This is a genomic window from Synergistaceae bacterium, from assembly GCA_017540085.1.
Lineage (GTDB): Bacteria > Synergistota > Synergistia > Synergistales > Aminobacteriaceae > JAFUXM01.
Window position 1 is genome coordinate 1 of the sequence record JAFYBQ010000012.1, and the last position, 12238, is coordinate 12238.

12 protein-coding genes are annotated in these 12238 nt (G+C 49.3%); all 12 read left to right on the forward strand.

The features are described 5' to 3' along the window. Positions 1 to 467 precede the first annotated feature (467 nt). The 12 genes from IKQ95_02090 to IKQ95_02145 all read left to right on the forward strand — a co-directional run bounded on the left by IKQ95_02090 (position 468) and on the right by IKQ95_02145 (position 12231). A complete protein-coding gene (locus IKQ95_02090; GenBank protein ID MBR4195486.1) occupies positions 468 to 1307 on the forward strand; it encodes an HAD family hydrolase in 840 nt (279 codons plus the stop codon). 23 nt (positions 1308 to 1330) lie between these two features. Next, positions 1331 to 3199 carry a PTS glucose transporter subunit IIA gene (locus tag IKQ95_02095; protein MBR4195487.1) on the forward strand — a complete coding sequence of 623 codons (1869 nt, stop codon included), beginning with the start codon at positions 1331 to 1333 and terminating at the stop codon, positions 3197 to 3199. A 110-nt stretch (positions 3200 to 3309) separates the two neighbouring features. After that, positions 3310 to 4227: an ABC transporter permease gene (locus tag IKQ95_02100; GenBank protein ID MBR4195488.1), complete on the forward strand. Its 918-nt coding sequence runs from the start codon at positions 3310 to 3312 to the stop codon at positions 4225 to 4227. A gap of 9 nt (positions 4228 to 4236) precedes the next feature. Next, entirely contained in the window at positions 4237 to 5151 is a 915-nt protein-coding gene (locus tag IKQ95_02105; GenBank protein ID MBR4195489.1) for an ABC transporter permease, read from the forward strand. A 6-nt stretch (positions 5152 to 5157) separates the two neighbouring features. Beyond that, positions 5158 to 6114 (forward strand): ABC transporter ATP-binding protein, encoded by a 957-nt coding sequence (locus tag IKQ95_02110; protein ID MBR4195490.1) that lies wholly within the window; start codon positions 5158 to 5160, stop codon positions 6112 to 6114. Then, positions 6071 to 6682, forward strand: a complete 612-nt coding sequence (locus IKQ95_02115) for a sel1 repeat family protein (GenBank protein ID MBR4195491.1) — start codon at positions 6071 to 6073, stop codon at positions 6680 to 6682. The genes IKQ95_02110 and IKQ95_02115 overlap by 44 nt, the downstream gene beginning before the upstream one ends. Positions 6683 to 6708: 26 nt before the next feature. Further along, entirely contained in the window at positions 6709 to 7644 is a 936-nt protein-coding gene (locus IKQ95_02120; GenBank protein ID MBR4195492.1) for an ATP-binding cassette domain-containing protein, read from the forward strand. 14 nt (positions 7645 to 7658) lie between these two features. Next, positions 7659 to 9254 carry a peptide ABC transporter substrate-binding protein gene (locus IKQ95_02125; GenBank protein MBR4195493.1) on the forward strand — a complete coding sequence of 532 codons (1596 nt, stop codon included), beginning with the start codon at positions 7659 to 7661 and terminating at the stop codon, positions 9252 to 9254. A gap of 58 nt (positions 9255 to 9312) precedes the next feature. Further along, entirely contained in the window at positions 9313 to 9690 is a 378-nt protein-coding gene (locus IKQ95_02130) for a toll/interleukin-1 receptor domain-containing protein (GenBank protein MBR4195494.1), read from the forward strand. Continuing rightward, positions 9621 to 10586 (forward strand): sel1 repeat family protein, encoded by a 966-nt coding sequence (locus IKQ95_02135; protein ID MBR4195495.1) that lies wholly within the window; start codon positions 9621 to 9623, stop codon positions 10584 to 10586. Before IKQ95_02130 ends, IKQ95_02135 begins: the two co-directional genes overlap by 70 nt. Beyond that, the gene (locus IKQ95_02140) at positions 10550 to 11374 is read left to right on the forward strand and encodes a sel1 repeat family protein (GenBank protein ID MBR4195496.1); all 825 of its coding nucleotides are present in this window, start codon (positions 10550 to 10552) and stop codon (positions 11372 to 11374) included. Before IKQ95_02135 ends, IKQ95_02140 begins: the two co-directional genes overlap by 37 nt. Positions 11375 to 11463: 89 nt before the next feature. Continuing rightward, positions 11464 to 12231, forward strand: coding sequence for a transporter substrate-binding domain-containing protein (locus IKQ95_02145; GenBank protein ID MBR4195497.1), 768 nt, complete (start codon positions 11464 to 11466; stop codon positions 12229 to 12231). Positions 12232 to 12238: the final 7 nt, after the last annotated feature.

Here is a 12238-nt window from a genome sequence, read left to right on the forward strand (position 1 = left end):
CCATAAATCGTCTTGAGTTTTGACCCCTACGAGCATGGCATCGAGCAAGTCGTTGCTAATCTTGAGTTTTTCCTGTCTAGCTTCTTCCATTATGCTTACCTCCTGTGTATTTTCCTCTTACACAGTTCATTGTACAGTCTCCATGGTACGATAAATTTCTGAGCTTCATTTTCCGCGAGGGCGACTTGAAAGAAGTTGCAGAATACATACGCAAGGACATAAAATCGGACAATGATTTGTCGGCGGGCTTTGAGATTTTCTGCGGAAGGGATCTTATCGGCTTTCCTTCTCACAGTTAAAGCGCAAAAAAATTCTCACGCAAAAAATTTTCACATGGCCGGGAAATAAACAGTCCGGCTTTTTTGTTGCCTCATAAAAAGTTTGCGGATATAATTTTTCCATTCACAAAAATTTTTCAGACAACAAATTTCAGCTCATGCACAAAAATTTTACAGGAGGAAAATATCTTGAAGCTGATATTTCTCGACATTGACGGCACACTCACCGCCCCCGGAGAAAACACGCCCCCTCAAAGCGCGGTTGACGCAATCGCAAAGGCGCGGGCGAACGGCCATAAAGTATTTCTCTGCACGGGCCGCAATCCTGACATGCTCCGGCCATTACTGCGCTACCAGTTCGATGGGTTCATAGGGTGCGCGGGCGGCTATGTGGCTGTCGGCGATGACTATTCCGAGGTGCTTTACGACCATCCCATGACGGACTCGCAGAGGGACGCGGCATTGAAGGCACTCCACAATCAGGGAGTGTTCTGCACGATTGAGGCGGAGAAAGGCTCATGGGGCGATGAGAATCTCGGCGACTTCCTCAGCTCACAGGGCGAGGGAAACAGCGAGATTGAGCGGTGGAGAAAAGCATTGTCCGCGAACTTAGGCATAAAACCTATGAGCCAGTATGACGGATCGCCTGTCTACAAGGTCGTGATAATGTGTACCGACATGAAGCAGCTTGACGAGGCAAAAGCGGCGTTAGGGGATGAGTTCAATTTTGTCATGCAGGAAGTGAAAGTAGGCGGCTCATCTTCAACATGTATCAACGGCGAAATCATCAACAAGGCTTTCAACAAAGGACTCGGCGTTGAGACAATCTGCAAACATTTCAACGTCCCAATTTCTGACACAATCGGATTCGGGGACAGCATGAACGATTTGGAGATGATACAGACAGTAGGATTCAGCGTCTGTATGGCGAACGGCTCCGAAAAACTGAAGTCGCTCTCTGATATGGTATGCCCCTCAGTGAGTGATGACGGTCTCGCGAAGGCGTTTGCGGAATTAAAGTTAGTCTAAATTTTTCGGGAGGTAATATCATTATGGCATTGGATTACAGGAAATGTGCGGAAGAAATCGTTTTCCACATCGGCGGGCGTGAAAACATCGTCCAAGCGGCTCACTGCGCTACACGTTTGCGCCTCGTCATCAAGGACAATGGCAAAGTCGACAAGAAAGCACTTGAGAATGTCGACGGCGTAAAAGGAATGTTCGAGAACAACGGACAGCTTCAGCTCATCATCGGTACAGGCACGGTCAACAAAGTATACTCCGAGTTCCTCAGCGTTACAGGAATGACAGAGGCCACAAAGGATGACGTTAAAGCGGCGGCGGCGGCAGGTCAGCCGATATGGAAGAGAATGTTAAAGGCAGTCGGCGATGTCTTTGTACCGATTCTCCCGGCTATCGTTGCATCGGGCTTGATGATGGGACTTGTTGAGGCACTCGGAAAAGTTTACCCCGAATTTGCGTCAACATCATGGTATGACTTCCTCGACATGGTAGCAAACACCGCATTCGCGTATCTTCCCGTCATTGTCGCAATTTCAGCGGCTCGCGTTTTCGGCGGAAATACATTCCTCGGAGCTGTTATCGGTCTCGCTATGATTCATGCTAACCTCGTCAATGCGTGGGTAGTCGGGACTCTTGAGACTATACCGTCATGGAACTTCAACATTCTGAATTTCGTCATCAACGTTCAGAAAGTCGGCTATCAGGGTCATGTTATCCCCGTAATTATTGCTGTGTGGCTGATGTGCGCGATTGAGAAGTGGCTTCACAAGCACACGCCGGAAATGATTGACCTTTTTGTCGTCCCCTTCACAACGGTACTTGTTACGACATTCATAACCTTCACGATTATAGGGCCGATATTCTCACAGCTTGAGACATGGGTTCTTGAGGGCGCAAAAATCCTCGTGAAGAATCCGATCGGCTCGGCGATAATGGGAGCTATTTACCCGTGGACGGTCGTAATGGGACTTCACCACATGTACAACGTAATCGAGGCAGGTATGCTTGCGGTTGAAGGCGGTCTCAACACATGGATGCCGATAGCTTCCGCGGCGAATTTCGCACAGTTCGGCGCATGTCTCGCGATAGGCTTCAAGGCTCGCAACGCCCGCACGAAAGTTGTTGCAGTCCCCTCGTCAATCTCTGCGGCACTCGGAATCACTGAGCCTGCAATTTTCGGTATCAACCTGCGTTTCTTCAAGCCCATCATCGCGGGCATGATCGGCGGCACTGTCGGAGCGTTCTACGGCGCAATGTCAGGAATCGGCGCAAAGGCTTACGGCGTTACTGGAATCCCCGGCTATCTGACAATCGCACAGCCCGTGCAGTATTCGATACTGCTTGCGATTTCCGGCGGTATTGCGTTCGTGCTGGCGTGGATTATGTGGCATGAGGAAGCCCCCGAAGCTGAAGCAGCCGCCCCAGCACCGTCAGCAGAAGCACCCGGCGCGTCTGTCGAGTTCGGAACGGTCATAACGTCATCAGCAGGCGACATAGCGCAGTGCACAGCGGGAAAAGTCATCCCCTACACTGACATCCCCGATCCCACGTTCGCGGCAGGGACACTCGGACAGGGAGTCGGCATTCAGCCTGAAGACGAGTATGTGTACGCGCCCATTGACGGCGAAATTTCGTCAGTCGCGGAAAGCAAGCACGCAATAGGAATTTCCGGGGCGAATGACATGGAAGTGCTGATACATGTGGGAGTCGATACGGTCGAAATGAAGGGCGATGGGTTCGAGGACTACGTGAAGGAAGGCGACAAGGTCAAGAAAGGCCAGCGCATAATGAAATTTGACCGCGAGAAAATCAAGAAGGCCGGACATCCTGACACAGTAGTGCTTCTGCTCACAAACAGCGATGACTACGAGGGCGTGAAGTTCGGCGAAAACGTATAGAAGTCTCAGAAAAAATTTGAGGCTCCCGGGAAAACTTCCGGGGGTCTCTTTTTTTTGTGCGTGATAAAATTTCCGCGTTCTCAAAAAAAATCCTCAAGGGGTGATTCAACATTAACAGTTACATTTTCAGGCGTATCATTTCGAGTCTGATAACCCTCTTCATAGTCATAACGATAACTTTCTTCATGATGAGGGCGATTCCGGGCGGGCCTTTCACGGACGCAAAGGCAATACCCGGATTTGTCATCGAGAAGATGAATGAGCGTTACGGCCTCAATGACTCACTTCTGACACAGTACGGAAAATATCTGCTGAACGTTCTGCGGCTTGACCTCGGCCCGTCGTACCGCTACGAGGGGATGACGGTCAACGAAATCATAGCGGACAGCTTCCCGGTGTCGTTCGCTGTGGGAGGACTCGCGCTGATATTGTCATTGGCGATAGGGATTCCTGCGGGCGTGATTTCGGCACTCAAGCGCGGGAAATGGCCTGATCATCTCGCAATGATTATCGCGACTCTGGGCGTTACTGTTCCGGGGTTCGTGATTGCGGCGTTGATGGTCTACATTTTCGCGTGGCAATTGGGCTGGGTAACTGTCGGATTCTGGGAGGGCATGAACACGGCAATCCTTCCGGCGATAACACTGGCACTATATCCGGCGGCGTTTATCTCGCGGCTTGTGCGTTCGGGAATGCTTGAGGTACTGAATCAGGACTACATACGCACGGCGCGGGCTAAGGGACTCGGTGAAGGCACGGTGATATACCTTCACGCGCTGAAGAATGCTGTTATCCCGGTGATAACGTACCTAGGGCCTTTGACGGCGGGAATTGTTACGGGAAGTTTCGTGATTGAGCAGGTCTACGGCGTTCCTGGGCTGGGTACATTTTTCGTTACGAGCATAAACAACCGCGACTACACAACGATAATGGGCGTAACGATATTTTACAGCGCGCTTCTTGTGGCGTTCAACATGATAACGGATATATGTCTGTCGTTTGCTGACCCGCGAATAAAGCTGAGGTGATAATTGATAATGATGTACAACGCTGAAGAATTTACGCTCCTTTCCCCTGAAGAAAGGTTATCCGCTGAAACATTGAGGCCGTCAAAAACGTACTGGGCTGATGTCTGGTCGCGTCTCAAAGAAGACAAGTTAGCGGTGTTCGGGCTGTGGGTGATTCTGATTGTGATGGTGTTCGCGGTGTTTGCGCCGATGTTTTCGCGGTATGAGTATGACGGGATGGACTTCAATTTCAGCAATGACCCTCCGACTCTGACTCACTTTTTCGGGTGCGACATGTTCGGGCGTGATTTGTTCGTGAGAGTCGCATACGGGGCGCGGATTTCTCTTGCTGTGGGATTCCTTGCGAGCTTCATTAGTCTGTTTATCGGAGTGATTTACGGCGGTGTGTCGGGCTACAAGGGCGGGAAAATTGATGATGTCATGATGAGAATCGTTGATGTGATTTACAGCGTCCCGGCTATGATATATGTGATTCTGCTGATGGTAGTAGTAGGCCCGGGCCTGAAGAGCATATTTATCACGCTGGGAATATCGTACTGGGCACCGATGGCACGAATGGTACGCGCTGAAGTAATGCGTATAAAGAGTGAAGAGTTTGTGATAGCCGCGAGGGTTACGGGGGCTTCACCGTCAAGAATATTATTCCGGCACATTATCCCAAACGCAATGGGAGCAGTTCTCGTAACATTAACATTTTCCGTACCCGGTGCAATCTTCACGGAGGCTTTCTTGTCGTTCGTGGGACTGGGAGTCAGCGCACCTATGGCAAGCTGGGGAGTGTTATGCAGTGAGTCAGTCCCTGCGATGGCAATATATCCGTGGCAGTTATTCTTTCCTGCGGGAGCGATCTCAGTAACAATACTTGCGTTTAACTTTTTGGGCGACGGACTGAGAGACGCATTAGACCCGAAATTGAGAAGGTGAAACACGATGACAGAGGAAATTTTGAGAGTCGAGAATCTTCACACTACATTCACGACATCAGCCGGAGAAGTGAAAGCTGTCGAGGGCGTATCATTTGCGGTGAATCGCGGAGAAGTGCTAGGGATTGCGGGCGAGTCAGGAAGCGGGAAATCTGCAACAATGCTCTCAATAATGGGACTCTTAGGCGAGGCCGGGCGAATCAGTTATGACACACTCAGCTTCATGGGTGAAAATCTCACGCCTGAGTCCGTGAAGGCACTGCGCGGAGACAAGATAGCGATGATATTCCAAGACCCAATGACGAGCCTTAATCCAGTGTTATCGGTAGGCTATCAGTTAGAGGAGGCATTGAGGCGGCACAAGTGGCCGGGAAATATTCACGAGAGAGTCGCGGAAATGATGACACGTGTCGGGATTGTTCCTGCTGAGGAAAGAATGAGGCAGGATCCGCACGAGTTCAGCGGAGGACAGCGGCAAAGACTCATGATTGCGATGTCGATATTGTGCAGGCCGGAATTGCTGATTGCTGACGAACCTACAACCGCGCTTGATGTTACTGTTCAGGCTCAAATCTTGGGACTCCTGCGCGAGATTCGGAATGACACGGGAATGTCGATGATACTAATCACGCACGACTTGGGAGTCATTGCGGGCGAGTCTGACCGGGTAATAGTGATGTACGGCGGGCGAATAATGGAGGAAGGAACAGCGCGGGAAATTTTCGGGAGTCCATCTCACCCATACACACGCGGGCTTCTGCACTCACTGCCGAAAGCTGGCGGAAAACGCGAACGGTTAATCCCGATTGAGGGACAGCCGCCGGACTTGCTGAATCCTCCTGCGGGGTGTCCGTTCGTGAAGAGGTGCAATGAGGCCATGAGGATATGCCTTCACAGGAAGCCGGAAGCCTTAACGCTGAGTGATACGCATAAATATTCGTGCTGGCTCGGTGAAAAGTGCTGAGATGGAAGCCGCGATAGAAGTCATCATTGAGGGCATAAAACAGTTTGGCGGTGAAATTATCGGGGGGATTCTGTTTGCGTTTGCGCTGTGGATATTTCCGGGGCTGAGAAGAATATTCCGCAGGGATGACTATGAAATTCATCATGAGCTTGAAGAAAAGCGCAGGGAAGAAGAAAGACTGAAGGCTGAACTCAAACAGCGCGAGGAGGCATTGAGACAGGCAGAAGCGCAGAAAGCAGAAGAAGCAAAACGCCGGGCGGAAATCGAATGTCAGCTTGAAGAGCAAAGACAGAAAGTGCAAGCTCAAAATTCGGTCGAACCAATAGACGCAGAAGCACTATATGAACAAGGCAGAAAGTATTTCAATTATTTTGATTGCAGAAAAGCTAGACCTTTGTTCCGTAAAGCTGCTGAATTGGGACATGCTGAGGCACAATACCGTCTGGGATATATATACGAACTCGGCTTAGGCTGTGCAAAAGACTTTCAGGAAGCCCGAAGATGGTACAAGAAAGCCTCAGAGCAGGGACATTACTCCGCAAAATACGCCCTCGAACATCTGAGATAAATTCTCACAGTAATTAAGGAGATAACATGCTACAAGTTGAAGGACTCACGAAATATTTTCACACACAATCAGGCACAGTGCATTCTGTTGACGGAGTAAGCCTCACAGTTTCACGCGGCGAAACACTCGGACTCGTCGGCGAATCAGGCTGCGGAAAAACCACAACAGGACGCACAATCATACGCCTCTACGAACCCGACTCAGGACGCATAATCTTTGACGGCCATGACATAACCCACATCACACAGCGCGAGCTTCTCCCCTTCCGCAAAAGAATCCAGATGATATTTCAGGACCCTTACGCCTCACTCAATCCTCGGATGACAGCAGGCGATATTATCCGCGAGCCTATGATCGTTCATCACGTTCCGAAAGACGAACACACTGACCGCGTGAATCATCTGCTGAAACTTGTCGGACTCAACACAGAGCAGGCCGGGCGTTATCCTCATGAGTTCAGCGGGGGGCAGCGACAGCGAATCGGAATCGCGCGCGCATTGGCAGCAGAGCCGGAAATGATTATCTGCGATGAGCCGATCTCAGCACTTGACGTTTCTATTCAGGCGCAAATCGTCAATATGCTTGAGGACTTGCAGAAATCGTTAGGACTCACGTATCTTTTTATCGCTCATGACTTGTCGATGGTACGCCACATCAGCACGCGAGTCGCAGTTATGTATCTCGGAAGTATTGTAGAAATTGCCGGGAGCGATGAGCTTTACACGAATCCCCTTCACCCGTACACAGTATCACTTCTATCATCTGTCCCAATTCCTGACCCGGAGAAATCAGCAGGGCGCAAAATTATTCCGCTGAAAGGCGAGATTCCCAGCGCGATAAATCCGCCGTCAGGTTGCAGATTTCACACGCGATGCCCGAAAGCAAAGCCCGAATGCCAGTCGATAGCACCGAAATTACAGGACAAAGGCAATAATCACCTCTGCGCCTGCCCGTTTGTGTAAAGGAGTGAGAATTAATGCGGAAAATTTCTGTGGCGGCAATATTAATATTAATAGCTGTGTCATTTTCACATGCTGACGAAGAAACTATAGTCTACAACTTAGGCATTGACCCTCAGACGATAGACCCTGCTGTGAATTTCGCGCTTGACGGTGCAACAGTCGACTCCAATATCTTTGAGGGACTCCTGCGGACAAACTTCAACAACCGCCCGGAGCCGGGCTGCGCAGAGTCATGGGATGTTTCGCCGGACGGACTCAAATGGACGTTCCATCTCCGGGAAAATTTGCGGTGGTCTGACGGAAAAACTTTAACGGCCTCGCATTTCAGAGACGGAATTTTGCGGCTTGTTGACCCTCACACAGGAAGCGCATATGCGACTCTCGGATTCTTCATCAAGAACGCCGAGTCATTCTACAATGGCAAAACGCAAAGTGCTGACGTAGGACTCTATGCTCCCGATGACAGGACATTAATTATTGAGCTTGAACACGTTAATCCCCTCATGCTTTACTTTATGGCACTGCCTCAATTTTTCCCCGCAAGAATGGACATCGTGAACGAAAACCCGCGGGGCTGGGCTGCGCGTCCTGAGACGACAATCACAAACGGCCCGTTCAGAGTCGAATCGTGGCGGCATGGCCCGGGCGGTGAAATTTCCATCGTCAAAAATCCGTATTACTGGGACGAGGATAACGTGGAAATTGACCGGGTTCGTATGGTTCTTATCGGGGACGGAAATACATCGCTTGCGGCGTTCAGGGCGGGGCGGGTCGACTACATGACGAGCGTCCCTTCATTGATGGCTCCCATTCTCCTCAAACGCGGCGAGGCTGTATCAATGCCAACATACACGGCTTACTTCTACGAGTTCAACACGACTCGGAAACCTTTCGATGACGCGCGAGTCCGGCGGGCTTTCACTCTTGCCATTGACCGAAAAATCATCACAGACAAAATAGTACTCGGAGGCAACATTCCTGCGTCCGGGATGATATGCCCTAACATTCCCGGCACGACTGACTCGGAGGATTTCAGGACGGAAGGCGGAGAATTAATCCCCGTAAGCGCGAACGTTGAAGAGGCACGGCGGCTTTTGGCTGAAGCTGGCTATCCTAACGGCGAGGGATTCCCGGAAGTAACGTACAAATATTCCTCAAGCTCAGGGAGAAAAATTATCCCCGAAGTTTTGCAGGGAATGTGGAAAACTGCGCTGGGCGTGAAAGTTAATCTAGCCAATGAGGAATGGAAAGTATTTCTCACAACGAGGCGAAACGGAGATTTTGACATGGCTGAATCGGGCTGGGCGATGGATTATCCTGACGCATCAAATTTGCTTGAGACTTTTATGTCAGACTCGCAGAATAATTTCGGGAAGTACAGCAGTCCCGTTTTTGACTCGCTCATGAAGAAAGCCGCGACTGAACCCGACAGAGTGAAACGGATAAATTACATGCACGAGGCCGAGAAGATTCTTGTTGACGATATGCCGGCCGCCCCGCTTTATTTCTATTCGGCAACGGTGATGAAGAGTCCCCGCGTTAAGGGGATATATCATGCTCCGACCGGGATAATTTTTTTCAGAGGCGCGGAAGTGATTCAGCCCGATTAATTTTGCTGTAATATAATTTCCTCATCCACAAAAATTTTCACAGGGAAGGGCGTAAATCATGGCCGGGGAAATTTTCGACTATTTCGCATTCATCAGCTACAGCCACGAGGACAAAGAGATCGCGCAGAAATTGCAGAAGCGTCTTGAACGTTATCACATGCCGGCGAAATTGTTGCAGGCTCATCCGGAATTGCCCAAGAAGCTCAGTCCGATATTCCGTGATGAGTCTGACATTTCCGGGAAAGGGACTCTGATCGAGACTCTTCACGACAATCTCAGGCGTTCGCAGTATCTCATACTGATATGTTCACCGAGCAGCGCAAAATCTGTGTACGTGAATGATGAGGTCAAATATTTATTGAGGAATTGCACCGTGAAGACAAAATCATTCCGCTTATTGTGGGAGGGATTCCGCGCTCAAAGGACGAGACTATAGAGTGTTTCCCGCCTGCGATACTTGCGCTTGACCGTGAGCGTGAACCGTTAGGGATTGACATGAAGACATTCAAGAGGGACGGCGCGTTTCTGAGGGTAATAGCGGCTATGCTGAGGCTGAATTTCACGTACTTCAAGAGTCGCGATGACGAAGAGAGAAAGAGGCGGGCGAAAATATTCGGAGCAGTTGCGGCTGTGCTGTCGGTGATTATCGGGGTGCTTGTGTGGTATAACCTCAATTTCTTGGATCAAGTATTCAACAGTGTAGCGTCACAATATCATCTCGGTGTAATGTACCAGCAGAAACAAGATTATGAGAAGGCAATGGAATGGTATCAGAAGGCCGCCGCGCAGGGGAATGCCAACGCACAAAATAATATAGGCTATATGTATCTGCATGGATTCGGAGTGAAGCAGGATTATGCCCAAGCAATGGAATGGTATCAGAAAGCAGCAGCCCAAGGTCTTGACTCGGCTCAAACGAATATAGGCTACATGTACCGACATGGATTAGGTGTGAAACAGGATTACGCCAAAGCTAAGGAATGGTACGAAAAAGCCGCTGCCCAAGGTGAGGCTGAAGCACAAAATAATCTTGCTCACATGTACTATTACGGGCATGGAGTCAGGCAGGATTATGCCAAAGCTATGGAATGGCATCAAAAAGCAGCAGCCCAAGGTCTTGACTCGGCTCAAAATAGTATTGGCACTATGTATTTTCATGGTCAGGGAGTCGAACAGGATCATAACAAAGCTGTGGAATGGTTTGAGAAAGCTGCCCTTAATGGCAATAATAACGCTCAATATAATCTCGGCGAATTTTACTATCATGTCAAACAGGATTACGCAAAAGCTCTCGAATGGTACGAGAAGCCGCGGCACAGGGAAATGCTTTAGCACAGCATAGTATTGGTTACATGTATCATAACGGCTTGGGAGTAAAACGGGATTACGCAAAAGCTCTTGAATGGTACGGGAAAGCCGCCGCTCAAGAGAATCCTACAGCTCAATATAATATAGGTTATATGTATTTAGGCGGATTAGGAGTAAAACAGGATTACAAGAAAGCTGCTGAATGGTTCGAGAAATCCGCATCTAACGGCAATGCTGACGCGCAAAATAATCTCGGTCTCATGTACAACATAGGACTCGGCGTTCCCGAAAACAGCGACAAAGCTGTGGAAAGGTTTGAGAAAGCTGCCCTTAACGGCAATATTACCGCTCAATATAATCTTGGCGAATTTTACTATCATGTCAAACAGGATTACGCAAAAGCTCTCGAATGGTACGAGAAAGCCGCGATACAGGGAAATGCTTTCGCACAGCATAGTATTGGTTACATGTATCATAACGGCTTGGGAGTAAAACATGATTACGCCAAAGCTAAGGAATGGTTCGAGAAAGCCGCTACTCAAGAAAATGCCGCTGCACAAAATAATCTGGGCTATATGTATGCGCATGGGCATGGAGTAGAACAGGATTATGCCAAAGCTAAAGAATGGTTCGAAAAAGCCTCCGCGCAAGGTCTAGCCTCAGCTCAATATCACATCGGCTATATGTACCTTCACGGACTCGGCGTTCCTCAAAGCAACGACAAAGCCATAGAGTATTTCACCCAAGCCGCAGAACAGGGAAACGAGTACGCAAAATCAGAGCTTCAGAAATTATCCCAGCAGGACAGATGATAGACATTCATTCTGTTTCTGGTAAAATTCTCATCACTTCAGCGCGTTAAAGCGTTGCAGAATTTTTCTTGCAGGAGATGTTATTTCCCATGAAGAAATTATTACTCGTCCTCGCGGTTGTTATGGCGTTATGTTCGTGCGCGTTCGCTGAGACTGACTCGGAATATGTGAAGGCAAAAGGCGTTCTCGTCGTCGGAATAACTGACTTCAAGCCGATGGACTACAAAAACGAGAAGGGCGAATGGATCGGATTCGATGCTGATTTAGCAAAAGCATTCGCGGAGAGTCTCGGAGTCAAAATTGAGTTTCAGGAAATCGAATGGAACAACAAAATTCTTGAGCTTGACGGAAAAAATATCGACTGCGTTTGGAACGGCATGACCCTCACCCCCGAAGTGAAATCCGCAATGAGTACATCAAATCCCTACTGCAACAACGCTCAAATTGTCGTAGTCCCGTCAGCAAAAGCAGCAAAGTATGACTCGCTCGAAGCCATAAAGGAATTAACGTTTGCTGTTGAGCATGGCAGCGCAGGTAATGAGCAGGCAAAAGCTCACGGCCTCAAGTGCATTGAGGTACAAGATCAGGCGACCGCACTCATGGAAGCGGCTTCAGGTACAGCGGACGGAGCAATCATTGACTCACTCATGGCCGCGGCTATGGTCGGAAAAGGCACAGGCTATGAGAATCTCGCCTACACTGTTGCACTTAACAGCGAGGAATACGGAGTCGGCTTCCGCAAAGGCTCCGACTTAACATTCATGCTCAATGCGTTTTTCGAGTCAGGCTACGCGGACGGCTCAATCACAAAAATTGCTGAGACGTACAAAATTCAGGCGGCGTTAATCAAGCAGTAACAGAAAT

Coding starts and splice junctions, on each gene's coding strand:
- IKQ95_02095 (MBR4195487.1), top strand. CDS start 1,331: ATGGCATTGGATTACAGGAAATGTGCGGAAGAAATCGTTTTCCACATC.
- IKQ95_02105 (MBR4195489.1), top strand. CDS start 4,237: ATGATGTACAACGCTGAAGAATTTACGCTCCTTTCCCCTGAAGAAAGG.
- IKQ95_02110 (MBR4195490.1), top strand. CDS start 5,158: ATGACAGAGGAAATTTTGAGAGTCGAGAATCTTCACACTACATTCACG.
- IKQ95_02120 (MBR4195492.1), top strand. CDS start 6,709: ATGCTACAAGTTGAAGGACTCACGAAATATTTTCACACACAATCAGGC.
- IKQ95_02125 (MBR4195493.1), top strand. CDS start 7,659: ATGCGGAAAATTTCTGTGGCGGCAATATTAATATTAATAGCTGTGTCA.
- IKQ95_02130 (MBR4195494.1), top strand. CDS start 9,313: ATGGCCGGGGAAATTTTCGACTATTTCGCATTCATCAGCTACAGCCAC.
- IKQ95_02140 (MBR4195496.1), top strand. CDS start 10,550: ATGGTACGAGAAGCCGCGGCACAGGGAAATGCTTTAGCACAGCATAGT.
- IKQ95_02145 (MBR4195497.1), top strand. CDS start 11,464: ATGAAGAAATTATTACTCGTCCTCGCGGTTGTTATGGCGTTATGTTCG.